Origin of the sequence: Pseudoalteromonas sp. T1lg21, from assembly GCF_002964625.1 — a bacterium.
GTDB lineage: Bacteria > Pseudomonadota > Gammaproteobacteria > Enterobacterales > Alteromonadaceae > Pseudoalteromonas > Pseudoalteromonas gelatinilytica.
In genome coordinates this window covers 588,027-612,259 of the sequence record NZ_PQBX01000056.1, presented here as the reverse complement: position 1 = coordinate 612,259, position 24,233 = coordinate 588,027, and the positions used below count along the sequence as shown (strand labels likewise).

The window sequence follows — 24,233 nt, the reverse complement described above, 5'->3', positions numbered from 1 at the left end:
CATTTATGTCATTATTATTAGATGCAATTAAACAGTCTGGTCAGCACGAACAAACCGCGGTTGACCACGACCAAGCAGCGCTTGCGCTCAAACAACAACAAGAACTTACACGCTATCGCCGCTTAGCTTTTTCATTTGGCTTATTATTGGCGGCCATTTTAACCTTGATGGCAGGCTTTTCAATTGGTAAATGGTTACAACAAAATAAACCATTTGCTGAACAGCCAAAAGTTGTTAATAACAGCCATGAAGCCACTGAAAGCGCTGCGACTGAGGCTCAAGCAAGCCCTGAATCGCAACAACCCGCTAAGCAAGATCAAGTTGCCCAACCACACACTCAGCAAGCTGCTAATAACCCAGCTCAAGTAACCACAATGCCGCAACAAGGGCAGTTGATGCAACCAGCCATGGGGCATCAACAAATGATGCAGCAGGTGCCAGTGCAAGGACAGCAATACCAGTGGGTGCAAGTTCCGGTAAATTCAGCACCTGTGTACGCGAATCAAGGTTATCAAGTACAGCCGCAATATCAGCAGCAAGCTGTGTATCAAAATCAGCCTGTATATCAATCGCAGCCACAATTTTCTCAATCAATGCAAATGCAGCAGATTAACCCGCAACAAATGAGCAGCAATGGCATTGATCTAAGCAAGTATAAGGTGCTGGGTAAGCCACTTGATGGTCAACCAACTCAACCCGCATCGCAATCATCAACAAATGATGAGTTAAGAGATGTGCCAGATACCTTAAAGGATGCCTTTGCTAAAGCGGTTGAAGATGTTGATAACGCACACAGTGTTGATATTACTCGAAGCACTAAAAATACCTCGTATGCTGAGCCGATTGAGCTATTACCCGATGCGCTGCAAAGCCTAATTCCTACCATTAAATATCAAGCGCATATCTATGCGTCTGAATCATCAAAGCGTTGGATTAAGTTAAACGGTAGAGAATTATACGAAGGCGATAACATTGGTGTGCTATCTGTGGTTGAAATTACCCCTGAGCAAAGCTTATTAAGCTACGATGGCTATGAGTTTACCCTAAAAGCATTACAAGACTGGCCTGAATAGCCAGTCTTTACTTTAAGGGATTAAGGTAAAATCGCGTTCTTAAAAAAGCGGATCAGATCGATATTAAATTCAGCAGGCCTGACTGCTGATTCTAAACTGTCATGACAGCGGCTGTTTGCCAAATCAATATCCTGCACTTCGGTATAACGCGCATGTTTAGCGTGATAAAACACTTTAACTTGAGGTTTTAAAGGGCTGGTTGGGTTACTGTGAGTGACCACCCCCAACTTTTGACTTTCAAGTTTCACTAAAGTGCCAACCGGGTGAATACCAATACATTGAATAAATTTAGTGACTAAGTCTCCATCAAAGCTATCTGGGCAGCCTTCTTTGAGAATTTTAAATGCCTTAATTGGCTCCATGCCTGCTTTGTAGACCCGCTCAGCGGTTAGTGCATCATACACATCGACAATCGAAGCCATGCGCACATACAAGCTGATCTCTTCACCACTTTTACCAAACGGATAGCCACTACCGTCTAAGCGCTCGTGATGGAATCCTGCAATATCCACCGCAATTCCACTTAAACCTGACTGCTCTAAAATTTCTTTGCTAAAGCGAGCGTGGTCTTGAATGGTTTTATATTCGTCATCGGTTAACTTGCCTGGTTTATTAAGTATTTCATCAGGAATGTTTATTTTACCGATATCGTGTAGTAATGCGCCGGTGGCAATTTCTTGGATTATCGATTTTTCTATTCCTAAATGTTTGGCAAAAATACTGATTAAAATCGAAACATTGATTGAATGTTCAAGCAGATAGGCATCTTTTTCGCGCATACGTGTGATACAAGCAAGCGCATCTTGGTTACGAAAAACCGAATCAATAAAACCACTTGCGAGGTCTTTAAAAGGGGCGATATCAATTTTGTTGCCATCGCGGATATCATCAAATGCTTTGCTTTGCAGTGTTCTTGCTTCGTTGTATAAGCTGTTTGCTTTGCTCATTTCTGCTGACACGCTATGGCTGGTGTGCCAAGGATTAAAGGTCTCTGAATTGGTCGCAGGTTTCGCAATATCTTGTTGCTCGACCACTTTATTATCACTGTCTAAAGTCAGTGTTTTATCCGGATCGATTGAAATTTCTAATATACCTGCCTTGATCAGTTTATCTATACTTCCCTGCGTTTTTACCCAACCTTGGTTTTTTATACGGATCTTGCCTGTTTGTTTTGTCACGCTTTGTACAAACATGCCCGGCTTAAGTTGATTGATAGGGAGTGTTTTCAAGGCCTTTACTTCTAGTCAAATACAATACTATAAAACTAGCAGAAAATTTGTACCTCGGTAAATAAGAATAATGAAAAGGTATCTTTAATACTAAAAAGCCCCCGCAAAATGCGAGGGCTTTTAATTTACTCAGGGAATGGTAACTCCCTTACTGAATACGATTATTCGTCGTCTTCAACTAAGGTCATTAGTGATGTATTACCACCTGATGCCGTTGTATCAATACTGATTGTTTTCTCAGTTAATAAACGTTTAATTAGCGTGTCGTAGTACTCAGAGCTGATCACTGGCAGAATCGCACCTTTACGTTGTGCTAGCTGCTGGCTGAAGTAGCCTAAGCGTGATGAACGTGCAGCAACAACTGCACCAGCAAGGTGAGGGTGCGCTAAAATTGCTTGTAACTGATTAGGTTTAGCAACTTGGAATACACCTTCAGCGATACCTGTAGAGATAAACTTGTCTCTAAACGCAACCGCTTCTTCGTAGAATAACTCTGATGCAACAGTAATTACGGTGTTACCTGCAGCAAGTGCTGTGATAATCGAAATTGCCCAGAAGTTAAATGACGTACTCTTATCAGCATAACAAACCACACAGCCACGAGGCTCTAAGTGAAGTGTGTTTGACTCACCCGTTGGTCCAGGTAACACAGTGTGCTTACGCATGTGTTTTTCAAGACGGTTAAGCTGCGCACGTGCATCAGCTAGCGTTAATGCTAAGTCATCAGCTAGCTCGTCGATGATCTCTACTGTTGCTACTTTCGCAAGTAATTGACGTACAGCAGAAACACGGTCGTTTAGCGGTGTCGCACGCCAGATTTTCTCGTCGCGTAATGAATTTTCCATCAGCTTAGCAACTTGCTCAGCTGCACCAGAGAAGTTATGTGTATCTAACTCATCAGGTGTTAGGTTTGTCATTTGTACGTTATCTGGTGATGCTTTTTCTTTCACTAGACGTTGTAAGTAGTTTGGACCACCGGCTTTAGGACCAGTACCAGAAAGACCACGGCCACCGAAAGGTTGTACGCCTACAATCGCACCGATCATATTACGGTTGATGTAAACGTTACCTGCACGTGACATCTTCGCTAAGTATTCACAACGTTCTTCGATACGTGAATGAACACCCATCGTTAGACCGAAGCCAGTGCCATTTACTTGGTCAATTACGTTATCAAGCTCTGAGCCTTTGAAACGGATGATGTGTACACATGGGCCAAATACTTCGCGCTTAAGTACAGATAAATCTTTGATTTCGTATAAACGAGGCGCAAAGAAGTAAGCACCATTTTCGTTGTTATCAGGGATCGCACATTCGTAATGGAGTGTTGCGTTACCTTTTAAGTACTCAACGTGCTCGTTTAGGTTCTTCAGTGCTTTCTCGTCGATAACTGGACCGATATCCGTTGAAAGTAGTGAAGGATCGCCAACATGAAGCTCTTTTAAAGCGCCTTTGATCATATCAATGATGCCGTCTGCAACGTCTTCTTGTAAGAACAACACACGTAGCGCAGAACAACGTTGACCAGCACTTTGGAAACCTGAGCTGATCACATCGTCAACAACTTGCTCTGGTAGAGCGGTTGAGTCAACGATCATACAGTTTTGACCACCGGTTTCAGCGATAAGCGGTACTTGGATATCATTACGCGCAGCAAGCGTTTGCGAAATAACAGTACCGGTTTCAGTTGAACCTGTGAACATAACTGCTTGAATACGCTCATCAGGAACGATTGTTTTACCTACTTCGCTACCACGAGCAATAACAGGTTGTACAACGTGCTCTGGTAAGCCAACAGATAGCATAAGTTCAATCGTACGAAGGGCGATTAAACTTGTTTGCTCAGCAGGTTTTGCAATAACCGTGTTACCTGTCACGATAGCTGCAGCAACTTGGCCTAAGAAGATAGCAAGAGGGAAGTTCCATGGGCTGATACATAAGATCACACCACGCGCTTCAAAACGCTCGTCTTGTGATAATTCTTCAGCGCGTGCAGCGTAGTAGCGACAAAAATCCACAGCTTCACGTACTTCATCGATACCGTCTTGAGTTACTTTACCCGCTTCTTTGATACACAGAGCCACTAACTCATCGTGGTGACGTTCTAGGATATCAGCAACGCGGCGTAGTAAGTTTGCGCGTTCTTTAACTGGTGTTTGTGACCATGATTCAAATGCTTTTTCTGCATTTTCTAAAAGTGCAGTCATCTCTTCTGATGATTGTAATTTCACATGACCAATGATTTCTTTATGGTTTGCAGGGTTCTTAACTGGGATAGAGCCTTCTGGCACTGCGCTTAATTCAATGCGGTGCTCAGCAAACCAAGTATCAAGGTTTTCTTTAAATGGTGTAATAACATTGATGTCAGTTAAGTCCATGCCTTTCGAGTTTGGACGCTCATCACCATATAAATCAATTGGCATCTTAATTTGCGTGTTGTACTTGTTACGTAAACCTTGCAGCGTTTCTACAGGGTCTGGTAATAGTGATTCAACTGGTTTAGTGGTATCAACAATCGCATTTACGAATGAAGAGTTAGCACCGTTTTCTAATAAACGACGTACTAAGTATGCAAGTAAGTCTTCGTGTTGACCTACAGGTGCGTAAACACGACATTGAATTTTTTCTTGCTCAACGATTTGGTCAAATAATGACTCACCCATACCGTGTAGGCGTTGGAATTCGAAACCTTCATGGTCACCTTTAGCAACTTCTAAAATAGTTGCCGCAGTGTAGGCGTTGTGTGTAGCAAATTGCGGGTAAAGTACATCGCGCGCTTCAAGTAGTTTGATAGCACATGCTTTGTACGAAACGTCAGTCGTCGCTTTACGTGTAAATACCGGGTAGTGATCTAAACCATCTTGTTGAGTGGTTTTGATTTCTGTATCCCAGTATGCGCCTTTAACGAGACGAACCATTAATTTACGACCAACGCGGCGGGCAAGTTCTGCAACCCATTCAACCACAAAAATAGCGCGTTTTTGGTATGCTTGAACGGCTAAACCAAAGCCATTCCAGTTACCTAAATCGTCATCGCTGAATACCGCTTCAATGATATCTAATGAGATGTCTAAACGGTCAGCTTCTTCAGCATCAACAGTGAAGCCGATGTCGTAGCTTTTAGCTGCAAGTGCAAGCTCTTTTAGCTTAGGTACGATTTCAGCCATCACACGCTCACGATGAGTAAACTCATAACGTGGGTGAATCGCAGAAATTTTAACTGAGATACCAGGGCTCTTGATTGGGCCACGGCCATTTGCTGCTTTACCAATCGCGTGGATTGCCGTCATGTAGCTTTGGAAGTAACGCTCAGCATCTTTCATGGTGCGCGCGCCTTCACCTAGCATATCGTATGAGTATACGTAGCCTTTTTGCTCTTTATCAGCAGCACGTTCAATCGCTTCGTTAATAGTACGACCCATAACGAATTGCTTACCCATGATCTTCATTGCGAAGTTCACAGATTTACGAATAACAGGCTCACCTAGACGACCAATTGTTTTCTTCAGAACACCGAATTGCTGTTCTTTAGATTTGTCGCTGTAGTTAACCATTTTACCGGTTACTAACAGGCCCCAAGACGATGCATTTACAAATAGAGAGTCACTGCTACCTAAGTGCGAGCTCCAGTCACCTTTAGCAAGTTTGTCACGAATTAGTGAGTCTTGCGTTGCTTTGTCTGGTACACGTAGTAGTGCTTCTGCTAAACACATTAATACCACACCTTCTTCACTTGAAAGTGAGAACTCGTTTAGTAGTGCATCTACACCGCTTTGACCATCCTGATCGCGACGGATATTTAAAACCATTTGACGAGCACGTTCCCACGCTCGGCTACGCGCTTTCACGCCTACTTCAGCCAAAGGCAAAATGTGATCAATCACCGCATTTTCATCAATACGGTAGAAATCACGGATCTTTTGTCTAATTGGACATTCAGTTGTCAAATCGCCATTAAATAGCATAAGTAACCCTCTGGTATGTGGAGTCTAGAAATGAACTTATTGCATTTCTTACCATTGATATAATTCGTGCATTCTAATTAAAATCCAGCAGAATATGCTGGTTAAATTTTTCGATTTACGATAATTTACAGGGCATACCGTTAACTTAGCCGCATAAAATTCTGTTATGACCAGTCCGAATAGATTACGCATGTTAGATCGCATCGATTTAGCAATTTTAGACGCTCTGCAAAAAAATGGCAGAATATCGAACGTAAACCTCGCAAAACAGGTAAACCTGAGCCCAAGCCCGTGTCTCGATCGCGTAAAACGTTTAGAACAAGAAGGCTACATCGAAGGCTATTACGCAAAGCTTAGCGAAGCAAAACTTAACCAGAGCTTGTTAGCACATGTGCAGGTATCGTTAGTGACTTCGAATACATCAGTATTTAAAGTGTTTCGCGAATATATTTTAAATATTCCTCAAGTTGTTGAATGCGACATGGTGGCTGGTGGCTATGACTACTTATTAAAAGTACGAGTCTCAGATATGGATGAATATCGCCAAGTATTGGGTGATTTAGTGGATATTCCGGGGGTGGGGACACACCACACCTATATGGTGATCGAAAAAATTAAACAAGATACCGGATTAAGATTCGATATATAGATACAAAAAAAGCACCAACAGGTGCTTTTTTAATGACTATTTAGTAGCTTATGCCCAGCCGTCGTAACGTTTACGACGAGATAACACCACCGTTAAGATAATACCTATCAGTAAGCCTATAAATGCAATTGCACCGCCATAAGTAAGTAGCTGGCGTTTCTCTTTTGCACTTGCTGTTTGCTTAGCGTTACGCTCAGATTCAATGGTATTTTTTAGCGTTTCGATTTGCTCACTCAGGGCTGCGTTTTGCTCTGTTAGTAATTTGTTCTGTTCTTGAAGTTGTGGCAGTTCAATTTCAGCCTGACGAAGTTGCTCTTGCATTACCGTCATGTCGTTATTCAATGCCTGAAATTGTTGCTGGATACCGGCGTTTTCAGTGATGAATTTTGATTCAACCCAGCCTTCGCGATCTTTATCGTCACGAATTTTAAAGTAGCCGTTATCTTCACCTGATAACAACACAATTTGAGTACCCGCATCAACTGAACCCAAAATGCGGTAGTTTTTGCTCGGACCTGAATGCATAAAGGTGTACAGGTTATCGACTATGTAGGCGGTGTTTTGGCTGTCGCTGCTTGGCGCTTCTTCTGCGTAGCTAATAAAAGAGGTGGCCGCAAGGAGCAACCCAAAAATACACTGTTTTAACATCAATCTGCCTTGTTAATGTGATCTTGCCTAGAAGTGGCTAAATTTATAATTTCTTTATGTATAGAGATAGTAGGGATTTCAACTATTAATAGCAAGGCTGATATTGTAATCCATGGATGAGCTTGGTCGCAAAAATCAGGAAAAAATTTGCATTAAGTAGCTGCTTTGTTTATTTTGATCACTTATTTATTTTAAATGTACTCCGCAAAACGAATGGATACTGAGATAGAACTGAAGTTTTTGGTGTCAGATGCCGTTGTTCCACTGATCCCCGCATTAATTACCCAATTTGCAAAAACCGTTACCAACAAACCGTCGCGCAGCTTACAAAATGCTTATTACGATACGCCAAGCCGAGAATTACGTGCTTTAGATATTGGCTTACGTACTCGCTGTTGTGACAACCAGTGTGAGCAAACGATTAAGCTTGCTGGCGAAGTCGTTGGTGGCTTACATCAACGCCCAGAATACAACTTACCACTAACAGGTAACCGCCCAGATTTACTCGCATTTGATGCTGCTATTTGGCCTCATGGTATGCAAGTGGGTGCTATTGCAGAGAATTTATACCCAATTTTTAGCACTAACTTTATTCGCCGTACTTGGTTAATTGAAACTAATAACGGTGCAAAAATTGAAGTGGTGTTAGATAAAGGTGAAGTTGCGGCATCGGGTCAGGTTGAGCCAATTTCTGAACTTGAAATCGAACTAATCGAAGGTAGTCGTAGTGAGTTGTTTGCACTGGCTGATAAATTGGTTAGTGAAAGCCATGTTCGCTTAGGGCTTTATTCTAAAGCAGCACGGGGCTATCGCCTTGCGGATGACAAACCATTAAAAGCAAGTAAATCAATTGGTTTTGTGCCGCTAAAAAGCGATGCCACACAAGAGCAAGCGCTGGTAGAAAGTATCAACTACGCGATTCGATTTGTGCAAAAACATGAGGCCTGTTACTTCATTAAACCTAGTCTAAAAACTCTTAAGCGTGTCACAGACGGTATTCGTTTAATTCGCCATACGTTTTGGCTGTTTGATGACATTGTCAGTAAAGACGACACCGACTCATTGCGCACAGAGTTAAAGTGGTTATTGAGCGAATTAGCGTGGGTTGAAAACGCAATTCAACTAAAAACCTATACATCAAAGCGTCACGCATACTACAAAAAAATCAACAGTGCGCCTGAGCTCACGCAAGTTATTAATGACTTAAAAGAGTTACAGCCAAGCATTGAAGATATCGAAACTCTGTTCCATAGCACCCGATATAACCGCTTACTATTGCAATTAACAACGTGGTTAATTGAAAAGCAATGGCGTAAATCATGGGGGCAAGCTGAGTTTCAGGCAGCAGAAAAACCGGTTGCCGATATTGCTAAGCGTTTATTTGCCAAAGATTGGCACGACATGCATGAGCTTATCCCTGAGCAGCAAGTATTTACCGATAAAGACTATTTATCACTGCGCACTCGCTTAGAAAACTCATTGCTTAGTGGCAACTGTTTAGGTGCTTTGTTCGATAAAGAAGACAGAAACGAGTTTCGTATGCCATGGGTCGATATCTCTCATGGTATTTACGAGTTAAGTACGCTTGAGTATCTAAAGCAGTTATGCGCAGGACAAGACGATTTAGAGCTGGCAAAAATTCAAGCATGGCTTGATCAAAAGTCAGAGTTTTTAGTTAGTGCAATGGAGCAAAGCCGTCACGCTTCATTTAATACTGATCCCTATTGGCTGTAAGTAAATGCGCTTTTGCCTATGGATGGGGTTAGCTTGGTTGAGTATATCAGCCTGGGCTAACCCTATTGAATGGCAAACCTACAAACAGCAAGACGACATCACCGTAAGCTATAAAAAGCATGAAACCGGTATTATTGAAATTAAAGCTTCTGTGCTGGTGAAAAATGCCAAAGCCAGTGACTTTATGGCATTGCTCAGTGATACCGACAACGCTGCTAACTGGCTTGAGAATGTCAAAAGCGTGACGCTAATGGAGCGCTTAAGTCCCTCAGAAACCCTTGTTTATACTCATTTTAATTCACCTTGGCCGGTGTCAGACCGTGACTTGGTGAGTTATTCTTGTTATCACGCTTTAGATGAGCACAAAACCGAGTTACAAATCAAAAGTCAGCCTTATGCAAAAGCCGAAGTTGCAGGGCTTGTACGCATCAAAGATCTCACCGCTTATTGGCGCTTAGAACAGCAACAAAGTAACTTGTTAGTGAGCCATCAAGCCTATGCTGATCCAAGCGGTTCCATTCCGCATTGGTTAAGTAACAAAGTGTCGTTAAAAAGTGTTTATAAAACTCTGCAAGCACTGAGAGAACAATTAACCAACAATCAGTTTTCTAGAGCGAATACACGCAGCATTCCCGGCACGTGTCAGCCGTTAAATTAGCTCATCATCGGGTGACATCGCTTAGATTTACACATATCATCGCTGTAATTGCGATTTTGAAGGGTTACCATGAAAGAGCCAAAAATTCCCTTAGTTAATAAGCCAAATGGCATGGGCTTTGGGCGTATTTTAAAAGCAACAAAATGTTCTATTAAAGGTTTTAAAGCGGCATTTAAAGAAGAGTCTGCATTTCGTTCTGAAATTTATCTAGGCGTGTGTTTATTACCCTTATCTGTCGTACTTGCGCAGTCATTAAATCATTGGCTAGTACTGTTTATTCCTTATTTATTATTGTTAATTGTCGAGTTACTTAACTCGTCGATAGAAGCGCTGACTGACCGAGTAGGGATTGAGTACCATGTGTTATCGGGTCGTGCTAAAGATATGGCCTCTGCGGCAGTAACATTGTCACTGCTTATTCTTGCTTTGGTATGGGGTGTGGCTGTTTACGAAAAAATAGTAACCTACCTTTAAATCAGACATAAAAAAAGCGCCGAAAGGCGCTTTTTTCATTTTATCTAACCTATTACAGGCCAGCAGCTGCGCGAAGTGCGTCTGCTTTGTCTGTACGCTCCCAAGGGAACTCATCACGACCGAAGTGACCGTAAGCCGCAGTCGGTTGATAGATAGGACGCTCAAGATCAAGCATTTGGATTAAGCCGTAAGGGCGTAGGTCGAAGTGCTCACGTACTAATTCGATTAGACGTGCTTCTTCTAATTTACCAGTACCAAATGTCTCGATGCTGATAGATGTTGGCTCTGCAACACCGATAGCGTAAGAAACTTGTAGCTCACACTTGTCAGCAAGGCCAGCAGCAACCACGTTTTTAGCAACGTAACGTGCAGCGTATGCAGCTGAGCGGTCAACTTTTGATGGATCTTTACCAGAGAAAGCACCACCACCGTGACGAGCCATACCGCCGTATGTATCAACGATGATTTTACGACCTGTAAGACCACAGTCACCCATAGGACCACCGATTACGAAACGGCCAGTTGGGTTGATGAAGAACTTAGTTGCACTAGAGATAAGCTCAGCTGGAAGAACTGGCTTAATGATCGTTTCCATTACCGCTTCAACTAAGTCGTTTTGTGAGATTGAATCACAGTGTTGAGTTGAAAGAACAACTGCATCAATACCAACAGGCTTACCATTTTCGTAAGCAAATGTTACTTGAGATTTAGCATCTGGGCGTAACCAGTTAAGCTCACCGCTCTTACGAACTTCAGCTTGACGCTGAACTAGACGGTGTGAATAAGTGATTGGTGCAGGCATTAAAACATCAGTTTCGTTACATGCATAACCGAACATTAAACCTTGGTCACCAGCGCCTTGGTCTTCTGGACGAGCACGGTCAACACCTTGGTTGATGTCTGGAGATTGTTTACCGATAGTGTTTAGGATTGCACAAGAGTCAGCATCGAAACCCATATCTGAGTGTGTGTAACCGATTTCACGTACTGTTTTACGTGTGATTTCTTCGATATCAACCCAAGCGCTAGTAGTGATTTCACCACCAACCATAACCATACCAGTCTTAACGTAAGTCTCACATGCAACACGGGCATGAGAATCTTGCTCTAAGATAGCATCTAGAACCGCGTCAGAGATTTGGTCCGCGATTTTATCCGGATGACCTTCAGAAACAGATTCAGAAGTAAATAAATGTTTTGCCATTGTATTTCTGCTCACAAATATTGCGCTTCACAAACGTCGGTAATAGCGCTAAAAAATTAAGGGGCGTATTTTATCTAAAACAAATATGTTTGCATAGTAATTTTACGCCTAGACGTCCATTTAAAATTACTAATAACGTATTGTTCTTAATAAACGCCCATAATTGGTGCATTTAATGCGGATTTTTAATTGCACTGTACCCTTACAATAAGTAAGAATGGGGCTTCATACACAACCAGCGCAAATACATAAAGGTAGGAGAATTCATGCCATCACGCAAAGAACTTGCAAATGCTATTCGCGTCTTATCAATGGACGCAGTACAACAGGCCAAATCTGGTCACCCTGGGGCCCCTATGGGCATGGCAGATATCGCAGAAGTACTATGGCGCGATTATCTAAAGCATAATCCAACAAATCCAGAGTGGGCAGACCGAGATCGATTTATTCTTTCTAACGGCCACGGTTCAATGCTGATCTATTCTCTACTGCACTTAAGTGGCTATGACTTACCACTAGAGGAAATTAAAAACTTCCGTCAAATGCACTCAAAAACACCGGGTCACCCAGAATATGGTTATGCACCGGGTATTGAGACTACTACGGGCCCATTAGGTCAAGGGATCACAAATGCTGTGGGCATGGCAATTGCCGAAAAAGCGCTTGCTGCACAGTTTAACCGTGAAGGTCACGATATTGTTGACCACTTCACGTATGCATTCATGGGCGATGGCTGTTTAATGGAAGGTATTTCACACGAAGCCTGTTCATTAGCGGGTACATTAGGCCTAGGTAAACTAGTTGCGTTTTGGGATGACAACGGCATCTCAATTGATGGTGAAGTAGAAGGTTGGTTCAGCGATGACACGCCAGCGCGCTTTAAAGCATACGGCTGGCACGTAGTAAGCGATGTAGATGGTCATAACCCAGATGCAATTCGCGCCGCTATCGAAGAAGCGCGTAGCATCACTGATAAGCCATCATTAATTTGTTGTAAAACAATCATTGGTTACGGTTCACCTAATAAATCAGGTAGCCATGACTGTCACGGTGCACCACTAGGTGAAGACGAAATCAAAGCATCTCGTGAGTTCCTAGGTTGGACTGGCGAAGCATTTGAAATCCCTGCTGATATCTACAGCGAGTGGGATGGCAAAGAAAAAGGTAAGCAACTAGAAGCTAGCTGGGACGAAAAGTTTGCCGCTTACGCAAGTGCATACCCTGAACTTGCTGCTGAGTTTACTCGCCGTACCAATGGTGAGTTACCAGCTGATTGGGCTGAAAAGTCACAAGCTTACATCGAAGAGCTACAAGCAAACCCAGCAAACCCTGCAACACGTAAAGCATCACAAAATGCATTAAATGCGTTTGGTCCGTTACTACCAGAATTCATGGGTGGCTCTGCTGACCTTGCTGGTTCTAACTTAACGCTTTGGGATGGTTCAAAAGGCTTAGAAGCAAACGACGCAAGCGGCAACTACATTTTCTACGGTGTACGTGAATTTGGTATGTCAGCGATTATGAATGGTATTGCACTACATAAAGGCTTTATTCCTTACGGTGCTACATTCTTAATGTTTATGGAATACGCACGTAACGCAGTACGTATGGCGGCATTAATGAAGCAGCCAAGCATCTTCGTTTACACACACGATTCAATTGGTCTAGGTGAAGATGGTCCAACGCACCAACCAGTAGAGCAAATCGCAAGCATGCGTTTAACGCCTAATCTAGTGAACTGGCGTCCATGTGACCAAGTTGAGTCTGCTATTGCATGGCAACAAGCTATTGAACGTAAAGATGGCCCAACGTCACTCATTTTCACTCGTCAAGGCCTTGAGCAACAAGCGCGTACTGCACAGCAGTTAGTCGATGTGAAAAAAGGTGGTTACGTACTTAGCTGTGACGGTGAGCCAGAGCTTATCCTTATTGCAACTGGTTCTGAAGTACAGCTTGCACAAGATGCCGCTGCCGAACTTCGTTCACAAGGTAAAAAAGTACGTGTGGTATCTATGCCTTCAACAGACTTATTTGATGAGCAAGACGCTGCATATAAAGAAAGTGTACTACCAGCAAGCGTTACGCGCCGCGTAGCAATCGAAGCGGGTATCGCAGACTACTGGTACAAATATGTAGGTTTAAATGGCGCAGTAGTTGGTATGACTACCTTCGGTGAGTCTGCTCCTGCTGATGAGCTATTCAAGCACTTTGGTTTCACTGTTGAAAACATCGTAAACAAAGCAAACGCTTTGTTCTAAGCTTTAGCCACTAAAATTTAAAAGCCCGCCCAGTGTAAGCACAGCGCGGGCTTTTTTGTGTTTGACTGGTAGGTTGGGTAGAACGGAGTGAAACCCAACACCTTTGCAGCTTTCAGCCGTCAGCCATCAGTTTAAAAAAAAACTCACCGTAAGCGTGAAATTTATTTCGCGCGAAAATTGTGTCTAGCTATTAACCAATAGCTTTGATATTAATAGGCTATAAAACAAGCAAAAATAGCCGCGATAAAACGCCTATTTGTTTTTTACTTATATTTTCTGCTCAAGGATGGTTATGAAAAGTTATCCAAAAGTGTTGGACCCTAATAAAGTCGGCGAATATGCTGGTTTGGCAAAATCTGGTGGTGGTTACGTGTGGGATGAGGTACTAGAATATCGAGTTTGGTGCCACCCTCATAACGGTGCTCCTGATTTAGAAGAGGGGAGCGATTATTACTATGCTTTCGACACTTACGAAGAAGCACTGGAATGTAGTAATGACATACCTGGAGCTGAAGAGCCATTAGCATTAATTCTCCAGCGTGAATATATAGATGAGCCATCAACAGGGCAGTATAAGCATGTGAAAGTAGAAAGGGTCACTGAATGGCCAGTACAATTTCTTGAACGGCCAAGAAGAACCGAATCGACTATTCCTAATTTTATGTCTGTTGATGCACCAGAAAATAAACTGGATATCATTCGTGGTATTGCTTAAATGTAATATCCGCCAAACCTTGTATGGCTTAGGCGTACAAACAACGAATCAAGGTTAACCCCCAATAGTTAGGTTGGTGTGTTTCATCATGAAAAATCACATAAAAGAATAATCTCTTCAATCTCTTCGCTAATAGGTTTGCTTGTCGGGTTCAAGCTATTGGACTTTCTAAGAAGTGATAGATGCCTAGAGTTAAGTGGCAGCTTAACAGATTGGGGGGCGTGTGATTTTGGTGATGCAAGAGCTGAAGCAATACCCCTTGGCCTGCCCTCATTGGCTTTAGTAATGACTGTAAGTATTGTTATCTACTTCGTAGTAAATTATTTTATAAAACAAGTTTTTAAATCTCTTTAGAGATCTCAATGGAAGAACCTACAATCTCAGCAATGATGGAAGCATATTCTTTAGATGCTGTTGATTACGCTAAGTGTCATTTTGATATAACACTAGATTTTACGGAGTCGAGTGTTGAAAAAGTTGAACTCATAGTGTCAAAACTATATGACAGTATACCTAGGAGTTTTTTATCTAAATTGTTCTATGACAGCCCAAGTGACGATGAAATAGAAACTATCAGTAAGGTGTTAGGTGCATACATTGGTGAAGTTTTCATCCAAGAGCACGGTGGTGTCTGGGGTTATAACGATCAATTGTTAACGTTAGGAATTCAAAGTGGTGATAACTGGCTTTTTCCATGTACAAAAGTATTTAAACGATTAACAAAGGGTGAAGAAGATAGCCTAATTTGTTTCTATGAAATAGCTAAAAAACAATCTTGGGGGTCTTAATTTACTTCATACGAAGATAACAAAATCTATACCTCTTAAAACAATGAGAATTGCAATTTATTACAGCTCAGAATTCATGACTCTGCATAGATATTCTTTCTCGTAGTGTTTAACTTGACGCGCTAAAGCACGACCTACCACAATTGCACGAGCTGCTCAAAACTGACAGCTTACAGCTAACCCGACTTGATTATTTCTCACTCAGTCCCCCTTGAATGCTAAACAGACAACTGGCAATGTCTGTAGTTTAATAACAAAACAACAGGAGTGAGGATGTCTCAGTTTGATAATGTAAGTGTGCTGAAAAAAGCCAATGTGTATTTTGACGGTAAAGTGTCTAGCCGTACTGTGGTATTTGCTGATGGCAGCACGAAAACGTTAGGTTTTATGCAACCGGGTGAGTTTGAGTTTGCAACAAGCCAAAAAGAGTTGATGGAGCTTAACGGTGGCAGTTGGCAAGTGCTATTACCCGGTGAGAGCGAATGGCAAACGATGCAAGCAGGGGAGTCATTTACAGTTGATGCGAATGTGAGCTTTAAAGTAAAAGTGAGCGAGTTTGCAGATTACTGTTGTTCGTACAGTTAATGAACAGTTGTTAACCTCTCTGAAAAGCCCGTGTACTGCGGGCTTTTGCATATTTTATCCGCAACGCATGATCTAAATCATCTATGGTTACAATCAATTACTAAATATCTGCAATTTTTGCTTGTGTTAATTCAATTCGCCCCCAATACTGATTATGAGGTAACAAGAAAAAAGGATACCCTATGAAGATTAATATTTCTGGTCATCATGTTGACGTTACTGAGGCTGTTAGAGCTCATATCAACGAGAAATTCTCGAAAATTGCTAGCCATTTTCCATCATTAATATCACTTGATATTATTCTTTCAAAAGAACATCACAAACACCAAGCTGAGATCAGCACAACCTATGAAGGTGCGCGTTTATCAGTAAAAGGTGAGGACGAGGTGATGTACCCAGCAATTGCAAATGCTGCAAAAAAACTTGATGCATCACTGAAACATCGTAAAGGGCAAATGAAAGCCAAACTACACGAAAAGCCGGTCAGTACTACACCGGAAATTGCCCACGAAATCATTCAGGAAATGAACCTGACCTAATCACAGAGCGCTAGCCTAAGCGGCAAGACTTAAAACTAAATCTGAAAAAGCCAACCGTTGCGAAACGCTTGGCTTTTTTGGTTTTAATATTTAGCCGTCAGATTGAAGTTCCAAAAGTTAGCGAGTTGCTAGGGGAAAGAGTAAAGTTAATGAGTTAGAAAGAGTAAAGGGGAAAGTTTGCGAGATACGAGACGTAGGAGGCGTTTTAACGCCGAACAAACATGGAGATATCAGATATCAGTCGTTAGAAGTCAGATTTTAAAAACAACGGCTTGACACAAGTGGTAGACAGTCTAGTGTTGCTAACTTGCTAACTTGCTAACTTGCTAACTTGCTAACTTGCTAACTTGCTAACTTGCTAACTTGCTAACTTGCTAACTTGCTAACTTGCTAACTTGCTCTGCTTCCAATCTCACCTAAAACGCTGTAAGTTGCTTGTTACTAAGAATAAAACACACAAAGCATATGCAATCAGCAGTATCAAATTGGCAATCTAAATTAAATGCATTAGGGCCGGGTATTTTAATGGCGACAGCCGCCATTGGTGGCTCACATTTAGTGGCGTCAACACAAGCCGGGTCGTTATTCGGCTGGCAGCTATTTTGGCTAATCATTGTAGTAAACGTATTGAAGTACCCATTCTTTCGATTTGGCATGGAGTACACCCTTGCGACCAAACAAAGTTTAGTTGAAGGTTACAAGCAAAAAGGGCCGGGGTATTTCTATAGTTTTATTGCGCTCAATATTGTCGCCGCGGTAGTAAATACTGCGGGGGTTTTATTATTAACGGCCAGCCTGCTGCACTACGCATTGCCTATCACAATTTCTGTAACCTTATTATGTTGGCTGATTTTGGCTGTGTGTTTGCTCATTTTATTATTAGGGCACTTTAAGGCGCTCGATAATGTTTCAAAGCTCATTATGGGGTTGCTAACAGTTACCACTTTAGCTGCGCTTGTTGTTGCTATTAATAATGGCCCGATGGCGCCTGTTGACTATGTGGGCCCGTCGCCGTATGAACTTGCTATGCTTGGCTTTATAGTCGCGCTCATGGGCTGGATGCCTGCGCCTATCGAAATATCAGCAATTAGCTCACTGTGGCTAAAAGAAAAGCAGCATCAACAAGTCGTGACAAAGCAACAAGGCTTGTTTGACTTTAATTTGGGCTACTGGCTTACCGCAGCACTTGCGTTAGTGTTTTTCTCATTAGGTGTGTTAGTGCAATATGGCCAAGCACAGGCAGTGCAATTAGGTGGAGTCGCCTTTGCAAAGCAATTAATTGATATGTATGCCCTTACTATGGGCGAGTGGGCAAGGCCACTGGTTTCAGGTATTGCTTTTTTATGTATGTTTGGCACTACGCTAACAGTGCTTGATGGCTACGCTAGAACATTAAATGAGTCACATAAACTGCTACCGATTAAACAATCTAAACACAGTTTAAACATGTGGTTATTACTGCAAGCATTTGCTGGCATGGCAGTGATTTTATTCTTTAAATCAGCCCTTGGCCCAATGCTTACTTTTGCTATGACCCTTGCTTTTGTAACCACTCCTGTATTTGCGTGGCTGAACTTTAGTTTAGTGCGCTCAGAACCCAGCATTCATCACTCACCTTTATTATGCACCCTAAGCTGGCTAGGCTTGGTTTATTTAGTGGGCTTTGCGCTAGTGTTTTTGGTTTGGAAACTCGCTTAATGAGCTTAGTTAGCGAGTTACAAGGGGTAAGAGTAAAGTTATCGAGGGTAAAGCAATAATCGCCGACTTGAAAAGTGTCCGCTATTTACTTAATTCAAATGATGAATTGTAGATTTAACTACAGATCAGAAAAGAAATTAAAAGGTTTCTTAGAGATATAATGCAATAAGTAAACGTGAGGTGTTTTCAGAATTAACTAAAGCCCTTGTTGATACTAAAACACATATATGAGATAAATTTCGGTGACTACACATATAGTTAATGATAGGTGAGCACACCATTTTACACGATGAAATTACCAAGATTCGTGAGCATTTATTATCTCATGAAGTGCAATTGTCAGCTTTTTACATACATCATTTTAATCCCTTGAAAACTGTGTTCGCTGGTGCAACTCAAGCTATTATTTTATTAACGTTAGTAAGGGATATACTGAGGTATTGGTTCACATAGCTGGGTTGTAATTTTTATGATAAATATCTAACTAATGGCTTTTTTACACTAAAAAGAATGTATTTATTTTGAAAAATGGTAAGGCCGGAGCTTTCTTGTGTAACTTTCATTACTCGCGTTCAAGATTAGGACCGAGAATTGCTGGTGTAAGTTTTTTTAGGTACACTGGCAAAAGGTTTTGTTTTCAAAGCTGTTTTAATTTTAATTCAGCAGTGGAATCTTAGGATTTATTTATAAGGAAATTTATCATGTCAGCACACGCTAGAAAAGCTATTCAACAACTACAGAGACAAAGACAAATTCAAGCCGCTATTGGCAAAAATGAGTATACATTCGTACAAATGAATACAGCTGAATTCTTTGATTTTATTATTAATGTAAAAAGGTTGAATGGAATGAGCCAGTTCCAAATCAGCGAGTGGATTGAGAAAATATTAGTTAAAGAAAATATTAATCTGGATACAATTAATAATTATAAAGAATCAGCTAAATTATATTCTGCAGCAATCCCGGTGACAATGGATGCTGTAGCTCTTGGAGCACTTGCCCTAGAAATGAGACGTAGTGGTAACGTTTTTTCTAAGTACCAAATTAAGACTTATAATGGTAAGCCATATATTATATTTAAAGGTTATGCTGGTCTTAGAAAACACTTAACAGGTACCAAATATTTAGCACATAATCCAAAAGTTGTTTCATTTGGGATTGGTAAATTGGGCGTTGAAAAAGCCATAAAAGGTGGTTTTGTTGTTACTATAATTATTTCAGCATTTTTTCATGGTATTGAGCAAATGATTAATGATAACGCTACATGGCATGATTTTATTGGTGGTATGGCTGTAGATGTAAGTATTGCTGCTGTATCGTCCGGAATTGCTTGGGGATTAATTGCAACTTATGTAGGCGGCACTGCTGCAATGGTTGCTGTTGGGCCAATGATAGCTGTCGTTATTATTGGCACTGCATTAACTCTTTTAACGTCGGCATTTATTGATTCTGATGAGATGGCTAAAAGAATTTCAAATAGCTTACGAGTAATGGAGGAGAATATAAAAAATAGTGTTACTCAGTTAAATTACGAAATAGATAGGGCTGAGCGAATGTACTATAACAACCCAATTGAGTTTATACACCGCTTATTTGGCATTCCTTACACAGGAAGACGATATTAAAATGGCAAGTTCAGTTGAACAATTCTCATCCATCAACTCTAAGCAGGGGTGGCTTTCTATAGGCGTTTTATGTTTAATTATTACTCTCTACGCCTATAGCTTTATATTAGAAATTAGAACTTTGAGTCTTATTTCTGAAAATGTAATTTCGCTAAGAATTAAGCCTGTAGTAATTCCTTTAATAGTTATGATGCCTGCTTTTATTGTACTTATTTATGGAATTTATCAAAGAATCCATGGTGACATATCAGCGAACTCAATGCGAAAGGGGATATTTGTTATTATAGGATGTTTCCCTCTATTTCTTGTTGCTTGGTGGGTTTATAGTTGGCAACTTAGTAATAAACTCGAAAGTGAAGGCTATTCTATTTGTAACTGGTATTCGGGTGTTTCGCTAGGAGCTCCAAAAATTTGGCTTTCAGATCCAAGTTACTGCATTGAAGACGGTTATTTAGTAAGAATTGAATTACTTGAATGGCTGAAGCAACAGCGGTTAAGTGGAAAAACCCCATCGATAGAAGTCTTTGAAAAGCAATTAGAATTAATGTTAAGTGAATACCATCAAAAACATGATGTATAAACTACTGAGAATTCAATTTTAAGCTATAAGTAAAGTTAGCAAGTTACAAGGGGAAAGAGTTAAGTTGGCGAGCTGCTTGACACTGAAGGTCGGTGGTTTAGGCTTCTAACTTTCTAACTTTCTAACTTTCTAACTTTCTAACTTTCTAACTTTCTAACTTCTAACTTTCTAACTTTCTAACTTTCTAACTTTCTAACTTTCTAACTTTCTAACTTTCTAACTTTCTAACTTTCTAACTCTAACTCAACTCTCTAATCGCATTACTAATCCCATCTAGCGTGAGTGGGTACATGCGGTTGTCCATTAACTGCTTTATAAAATCAATTGATTGATAATAGCGCCAGTGTTCAACGGGTTGCGGGTTGAGCCAAGCGACTTTATCAAAGTGATTGGTTATGCGGTTTAGCCAAGCGCTGCCGGGTTCTTCATTCCAATGCTCAACGCTGCCTCCAGGGTAGGCGATTTCGTAGGGACCCATAGTGGCATCGCCAACAAAGATCACCTTGTAGTCGCTGGTGAACTTGTTAATCAAGGTCATGGTATCAATGACGTTAGAGTGACGACGCTGATTATCTTGCCAAACATGCTCATACAAACAGTTATGAAAATAGTAAAACTCAAGGTGCTTAAACTCGCTGTGAGCAGCGCTAAATAGCTCTTCGCAGGTATGAATGTAATCATCCATTGAACCGCCGATATCAAATAGCATCAATACTTTTACTGCATTGTGGCGCTCAGGTGCCATTTTTACATCGAGCATGCCGCCTTGCTTTGCAGTTGCGCGGATGGTTTCGGTTAAATCGAGGGTATCGCTGGCGCCAGTACGGGCAAATTTACGCAGTTTTTTTAGAGCGAGTTTAATGGTGCGCGAGCCGATTTCACGGTCACTATCAAGGTTTCGGTAGCTGCGTTTATCCCACACTTTTACCGCGCGGCGATGTCGGTTACCGTCTTGACCAATACGCACACCTTCAGGGTTATACCCATAGGCGCCAAATGGTGAAGTGCCACCGGTACCCACCCACTTATTGCCCCCTGCATGGCGCTTTTGCTGCTCTTCAAGGCGTTGCTTGAGGGTTTCCATTAGTTTATCAAGGCCGCCCATGGCTTGTAGTTGCGCTTTTTCTTCTTCGCTTAAGTGCTTTTCAAACTCTTTACGCAGCCAATCATCAGGCAAGGCATGTTGCTGTTTTAAGCTTTCGAGCAGATCAAGGTCGGCAACTCCACTAAAGTAATCAGCAAAGGCTTTATCAAAACGGTCGAAATGGGTTTCATCTTTAACCATGATGGTACGCGCTAAATAATAAAACGCGTCAACATCGGCAAAAATAACTCCTTGCTTGAGCGCATTGATCAAATCAAGTAGCTCTCGCAAACTTACTGGTAAGCGGTATTCGCGAAGCTTAAAGAAAAACGCAATTAACATCTTAACGGCGGCTCATAAACGCAAGTTTTTCGATTAAGCTAATGTCTTGCTCGTTCTTTAATAGTGCCCCAAACATGGGCATTAAGCCGCCTTTTTGGCTTTTATCATGCAGTGTTTTAGCATCAATATCTTCGGCCATCAGTAGCTTTAACCAGTCGAGTAATTCGCTGGTTGATGGTTTTTTCTTAATACCGTTTACTTCACGTAGATTAAAGAACACCTCAAGTGCTTGGCGTACTAAATCTTGTTTAACATGCGGGTGATGCACATCGATAATTTGCGCCATTTCTTCACTACTTGGAAAATCAATGTAATGGAAAAAACAACGACGTAAAAAGGCATCTGGCAGCTCTTTTTCGTTATTTGACGTGATGATCACAATCGGACGTTGCTTTGCAATAACTCGCTCGCCGGTCTCATAAACATGAAACTCCATTTTATCGAGCTCTAATAGCAAGTCGTTGGGGAATTCAATATCGGCTTTGTCAATTTCATCAATCAATAGCACAGGGCGTTTGTTATGTTGCTCACCATAGGTAAAGGCTTGCCATAATTTCCCTTTTACAATGTAGTTGCTGATATCGTGCACACGCTCATCACCTAACTGGCTGTCGCGAAGACGCGATACCGCATCATATTCATACAGGCCTTGCTGCGCTTTAGTGGTTGATTTGATGTGCCATTGAATTAGCGTGGTGTCTAAACTTTTTGCAAGTTCCTCGGCCAGCATAGTTTTACCTGTGCCGGGTCACCTTTAATAAGCAGGGGTTTTTCGAGCAAGATCGCTGCGTTAACCGCTTGTTTTAATGAGTTACTGGCAATGTAGTTATCGGTTGAATTAAAAAGCACGATGTCACCTTATCTGGTCTGAGCAGTGATTAATAACGTCATGATGCCACAGTTAGTCGGCGTCTGAAAGGTATGCAAAACGCGGTACCGTTTTGCCCTCTACAGTGACGGTTTCTGTAAACATACTAAGCGGGCGTGCCCACATGCCAAATTCGCCGTAGAGCGCTTGATAAATTACCAATGGCTCATTCGTTTCGCTATGAGTGGCAACATATTCAACTTTGTATTTTGGACCTTTGTAATGTTGGTAAATACCGGGTTTGATTGTCATGTGTTTATCTCGCATCTTGGAGTCATTTGGGTATAATTGCAGTTTGCACATTTTACGCTGAAACAAACTGCCTGAACTATGAATTATATTTCGTTAGATGAATACAAAAAAGCCTGGGTTTTTCGTCATAAAGATATGCCGATAAGCAGCGAAGACGCAGCGCAAATAAAACCAATGAGTGCTGAACGCGCTGCTGTTTTATGGACTACCATGGTGAGCCGAGAGCATGATCACCCTGACTTTTTTGATAAAACAGATTGGTGTGGCAAAGACGACAGCTTTTCAGAGACCATTAACTGGGAAAACGCATGGGAAGCGGGCGACGAGCAGTTACCTGAAGAAATCCTAAACCACTTAGCGTGGGAAGCAAACACGACGGTCTATTTTTGTATGGCTCGCGATAATATCATTGAAACCAGCTTTGCCGTTTTTAAGCGTTGTTGGCAAAACTTTATGTTTCTAGCTGATGGTAGTTTGTTACTAGGTAAAAAGCGTGATGCGGTGGTGCAGTTTTTAGAATCTGGTAATGCAAAATTGGGTAAAAAAGGCGCAGTAAAGTAGCGCTCAATAAACGCTCTATGCTATAAAACAGTCAAGCAATTGTTTTATAAGAGCGCGCATTGTCTAAACCAACTTCACAGAGCGAACACTCGCAACAAGCCGAAATTTGGCAAACTGATGCCGATCGTGCTTTGTATGCGCAGTTATGCAATGCATTTTATGCTCGTGAAATCCCGCGTTTGGTAAATGAACCTGATGCTGCAAGGCTAAAGCGCTTATTAGCTAGTTTGCCTTACTATATAGAGCGTTTAGCCATGCGTATAGTTAATGGCGATGCGCCATTGCAGCTAGATTCACAAAACGGCAGTTGGCTTGAAAAACAAAAATCAACGCCACCTGTTTATAATAAAAACGACTCAAAAGACTTTTATAGTCAATATGCTAAGCGCGGGTTAATTGTTCCCGTGCTAATTAATGACGAGCAATGTACAACCGTGCGCATAGACAGCTTAGATCAAGTAAGCGACAATAAGGTACATTGCAACGAGCTTGGTTGGTTTGATACTTCCGGTGAATCGCTAGAAAACGCGCATATTCAATTGCTTAAGCCCGCAAAAGCGGTGATGGCAGCAGCGTGCTGTGGTCATCAATGGCAATTTAATAAACGCATCACACCTAAGCGTTTGTCATTACGAGAAATGCTACTAGCAAGCAATATAAATTGGCGTAATTTAAAACGCCCTTTGACTTAATTTAACCGCGAA

Annotated in this window: 21 protein-coding genes and 1 pseudogene; 15 read left to right on the top strand and 7 right to left on the bottom strand. The window is 41.5% G+C overall.

Annotated elements, in window-relative coordinates:
• Window positions 1-5 precede the first annotated feature (5 nt).
• Complete coding sequence (locus tag C2M25_RS13000; protein ID WP_105181276.1) at window positions 6-1,073, top strand: general secretion pathway protein GspB; 1,068 nt, start codon at window positions 6-8, stop codon at window positions 1,071-1,073.
• A 20-nt stretch (window positions 1,074-1,093) separates the two neighbouring features.
• Here the strand turns inward: C2M25_RS13000 and C2M25_RS12995 are convergent, their stop codons facing one another.
• Both C2M25_RS12995 and putA read right to left on the bottom strand, forming a co-directional pair.
• Window positions 1,094-2,302: an HD-GYP domain-containing protein gene (locus tag C2M25_RS12995; protein WP_063703201.1), complete on the bottom strand. Its 1,209-nt coding sequence runs from the start codon at window positions 2,300-2,302 to the stop codon at window positions 1,094-1,096.
• A gap of 161 nt (window positions 2,303-2,463) precedes the next feature.
• Entirely contained in the window at window positions 2,464-6,267 is a 3,804-nt protein-coding gene (putA, locus tag C2M25_RS12990; RefSeq protein ID WP_063703204.1) for a bifunctional proline dehydrogenase/L-glutamate gamma-semialdehyde dehydrogenase PutA, read from the bottom strand.
• 166 nt (window positions 6,268-6,433) lie between these two features.
• On the opposite strand from putA, the gene C2M25_RS12985 reads away from it, so the two are divergent.
• Entirely contained in the window at window positions 6,434-6,916 is a 483-nt protein-coding gene (locus C2M25_RS12985) for a winged helix-turn-helix transcriptional regulator (RefSeq protein ID WP_054551119.1), read from the top strand.
• 48 nt (window positions 6,917-6,964) lie between these two features.
• Here the strand turns inward: C2M25_RS12985 and C2M25_RS12980 are convergent, their stop codons facing one another.
• Window positions 6,965-7,564 (bottom strand): TIGR04211 family SH3 domain-containing protein, encoded by a 600-nt coding sequence (locus C2M25_RS12980; protein ID WP_063703206.1) that lies wholly within the window; start codon window positions 7,562-7,564, stop codon window positions 6,965-6,967.
• Between the two features lie 213 nt (window positions 7,565-7,777).
• On the opposite strand from C2M25_RS12980, the gene C2M25_RS12975 reads away from it, so the two are divergent.
• The 3 genes from C2M25_RS12975 (at window position 7,778) to C2M25_RS12965 (ending at window position 10,430) form a co-directional block, all read left to right on the top strand.
• Window positions 7,778-9,298: a CYTH and CHAD domain-containing protein gene (locus C2M25_RS12975; protein WP_063703208.1), complete on the top strand. Its 1,521-nt coding sequence runs from the start codon at window positions 7,778-7,780 to the stop codon at window positions 9,296-9,298.
• A 37-nt stretch (window positions 9,299-9,335) separates the two neighbouring features.
• A complete protein-coding gene (locus tag C2M25_RS12970; protein ID WP_158679722.1) occupies window positions 9,336-9,956 on the top strand; it encodes an START domain-containing protein in 621 nt (206 codons plus the stop codon).
• A gap of 69 nt (window positions 9,957-10,025) precedes the next feature.
• Window positions 10,026-10,430 carry a diacylglycerol kinase gene (locus tag C2M25_RS12965; RefSeq protein WP_063703212.1) on the top strand — a complete coding sequence of 135 codons (405 nt, stop codon included), beginning with the start codon at window positions 10,026-10,028 and terminating at the stop codon, window positions 10,428-10,430.
• 52 nt (window positions 10,431-10,482) lie between these two features.
• Here C2M25_RS12965 and metK read toward each other — a convergent pair whose 3' ends face one another.
• On the bottom strand, window positions 10,483-11,634 hold the full coding sequence (gene metK, locus C2M25_RS12960) for a methionine adenosyltransferase (RefSeq protein WP_063703215.1): 1,152 nt from the start codon (window positions 11,632-11,634) through the stop codon (window positions 10,483-10,485).
• Window positions 11,635-11,900: 266 nt separating this feature from the next.
• Between metK and tkt the strand changes: the two genes are divergently transcribed.
• From tkt to C2M25_RS12920, 8 genes are all read left to right on the top strand, one after another.
• A complete protein-coding gene (tkt, locus tag C2M25_RS12955) occupies window positions 11,901-13,892 on the top strand; it encodes a transketolase (protein WP_105181275.1) in 1,992 nt (663 codons plus the stop codon).
• Between the two features lie 292 nt (window positions 13,893-14,184).
• On the top strand, window positions 14,185-14,607 hold the full coding sequence (locus C2M25_RS12950) for a GCN5 family acetyltransferase (protein ID WP_105181274.1): 423 nt from the start codon (window positions 14,185-14,187) through the stop codon (window positions 14,605-14,607).
• A gap of 362 nt (window positions 14,608-14,969) precedes the next feature.
• The gene (locus C2M25_RS12945; protein WP_105181273.1) at window positions 14,970-15,395 is read left to right on the top strand and encodes a hypothetical protein; all 426 of its coding nucleotides are present in this window, start codon (window positions 14,970-14,972) and stop codon (window positions 15,393-15,395) included.
• Window positions 15,396-15,668: 273 nt separating this feature from the next.
• Window positions 15,669-15,980 carry a pyrimidine/purine nucleoside phosphorylase gene (gene ppnP, locus C2M25_RS12940; RefSeq protein WP_105181272.1) on the top strand — a complete coding sequence of 104 codons (312 nt, stop codon included), beginning with the start codon at window positions 15,669-15,671 and terminating at the stop codon, window positions 15,978-15,980.
• Between the two features lie 182 nt (window positions 15,981-16,162).
• Window positions 16,163-16,519 carry a ribosome hibernation-promoting factor, HPF/YfiA family gene (gene hpf / locus C2M25_RS12935; RefSeq protein WP_063703227.1) on the top strand — a complete coding sequence of 119 codons (357 nt, stop codon included), beginning with the start codon at window positions 16,163-16,165 and terminating at the stop codon, window positions 16,517-16,519.
• 465 nt (window positions 16,520-16,984) lie between these two features.
• Window positions 16,985-18,217 carry an NRAMP family divalent metal transporter gene (locus tag C2M25_RS12930; protein WP_105181271.1) on the top strand — a complete coding sequence of 411 codons (1,233 nt, stop codon included), beginning with the start codon at window positions 16,985-16,987 and terminating at the stop codon, window positions 18,215-18,217.
• Window positions 18,218-18,918: 701 nt separating this feature from the next.
• Complete coding sequence (locus C2M25_RS12925) at window positions 18,919-19,842, top strand: hypothetical protein (RefSeq protein ID WP_105181270.1); 924 nt, start codon at window positions 18,919-18,921, stop codon at window positions 19,840-19,842.
• Between the two features lies 1 nt (window position 19,843).
• Window positions 19,844-20,422 (top strand): hypothetical protein, encoded by a 579-nt coding sequence (locus C2M25_RS12920; protein ID WP_105181269.1) that lies wholly within the window; start codon window positions 19,844-19,846, stop codon window positions 20,420-20,422.
• A 238-nt stretch (window positions 20,423-20,660) separates the two neighbouring features.
• Here C2M25_RS12920 and C2M25_RS12915 read toward each other — a convergent pair whose 3' ends face one another.
• From C2M25_RS12915 to C2M25_RS12905, 3 genes and pseudogenes are all read right to left on the bottom strand, one after another.
• Window positions 20,661-21,848 (bottom strand): vWA domain-containing protein, encoded by a 1,188-nt coding sequence (locus C2M25_RS12915; RefSeq protein WP_063703231.1) that lies wholly within the window; start codon window positions 21,846-21,848, stop codon window positions 20,661-20,663.
• Between the two features lies 1 nt (window position 21,849).
• Window positions 21,850-22,697, bottom strand: a pseudogene (locus C2M25_RS12910) (AAA family ATPase).
• 52 nt (window positions 22,698-22,749) lie between these two features.
• Entirely contained in the window at window positions 22,750-22,983 is a 234-nt protein-coding gene (locus C2M25_RS12905; protein WP_370626052.1) for a DUF1653 domain-containing protein, read from the bottom strand.
• A 63-nt stretch (window positions 22,984-23,046) separates the two neighbouring features.
• Between C2M25_RS12905 and C2M25_RS12900 the strand changes: the two genes are divergently transcribed.
• Both C2M25_RS12900 and C2M25_RS12895 read left to right on the top strand, forming a co-directional pair.
• Complete coding sequence (locus tag C2M25_RS12900; protein WP_063703236.1) at window positions 23,047-23,529, top strand: DUF2947 domain-containing protein; 483 nt, start codon at window positions 23,047-23,049, stop codon at window positions 23,527-23,529.
• Window positions 23,530-23,588: 59 nt separating this feature from the next.
• A complete protein-coding gene (locus C2M25_RS12895; protein ID WP_063703237.1) occupies window positions 23,589-24,221 on the top strand; it encodes a hypothetical protein in 633 nt (210 codons plus the stop codon).
• Window positions 24,222-24,233: the final 12 nt, after the last annotated feature.

Excerpts from the sequence above, each read along its gene's own strand:
- C2M25_RS13000 (WP_105181276.1), top strand. The coding sequence starts at position 6 with ATGTCATTATTATTAGATGCAATTAAACAGTCTGGTCAGCACGAACAA.
- putA (WP_063703204.1), bottom strand. The coding sequence starts at position 6,267 with ATGCTATTTAATGGCGATTTGACAACTGAATGTCCAATTAGACAAAAG.
- C2M25_RS12985 (WP_054551119.1), top strand. The coding sequence starts at position 6,434 with ATGACCAGTCCGAATAGATTACGCATGTTAGATCGCATCGATTTAGCA.
- C2M25_RS12980 (WP_063703206.1), bottom strand. The coding sequence starts at position 7,564 with ATGTTAAAACAGTGTATTTTTGGGTTGCTCCTTGCGGCCACCTCTTTT.
- C2M25_RS12975 (WP_063703208.1), top strand. The coding sequence starts at position 7,778 with ATGGATACTGAGATAGAACTGAAGTTTTTGGTGTCAGATGCCGTTGTT.
- C2M25_RS12965 (WP_063703212.1), top strand. The coding sequence starts at position 10,026 with ATGAAAGAGCCAAAAATTCCCTTAGTTAATAAGCCAAATGGCATGGGC.
- metK (WP_063703215.1), bottom strand. The coding sequence starts at position 11,634 with ATGGCAAAACATTTATTTACTTCTGAATCTGTTTCTGAAGGTCATCCG.
- tkt (WP_105181275.1), top strand. The coding sequence starts at position 11,901 with ATGCCATCACGCAAAGAACTTGCAAATGCTATTCGCGTCTTATCAATG.
- C2M25_RS12950 (WP_105181274.1), top strand. The coding sequence starts at position 14,185 with ATGAAAAGTTATCCAAAAGTGTTGGACCCTAATAAAGTCGGCGAATAT.
- C2M25_RS12945 (WP_105181273.1), top strand. The coding sequence starts at position 14,970 with ATGGAAGAACCTACAATCTCAGCAATGATGGAAGCATATTCTTTAGAT.
- ppnP (WP_105181272.1), top strand. The coding sequence starts at position 15,669 with ATGTCTCAGTTTGATAATGTAAGTGTGCTGAAAAAAGCCAATGTGTAT.
- hpf (WP_063703227.1), top strand. The coding sequence starts at position 16,163 with ATGAAGATTAATATTTCTGGTCATCATGTTGACGTTACTGAGGCTGTT.
- C2M25_RS12930 (WP_105181271.1), top strand. The coding sequence starts at position 16,985 with ATGCAATCAGCAGTATCAAATTGGCAATCTAAATTAAATGCATTAGGG.
- C2M25_RS12925 (WP_105181270.1), top strand. The coding sequence starts at position 18,919 with ATGTCAGCACACGCTAGAAAAGCTATTCAACAACTACAGAGACAAAGA.
- C2M25_RS12920 (WP_105181269.1), top strand. The coding sequence starts at position 19,844 with ATGGCAAGTTCAGTTGAACAATTCTCATCCATCAACTCTAAGCAGGGG.
- C2M25_RS12915 (WP_063703231.1), bottom strand. The coding sequence starts at position 21,848 with ATGTTAATTGCGTTTTTCTTTAAGCTTCGCGAATACCGCTTACCAGTA.
- C2M25_RS12905 (WP_370626052.1), bottom strand. The coding sequence starts at position 22,983 with ATGCGAGATAAACACATGACAATCAAACCCGGTATTTACCAACATTAC.
- C2M25_RS12900 (WP_063703236.1), top strand. The coding sequence starts at position 23,047 with ATGAATTATATTTCGTTAGATGAATACAAAAAAGCCTGGGTTTTTCGT.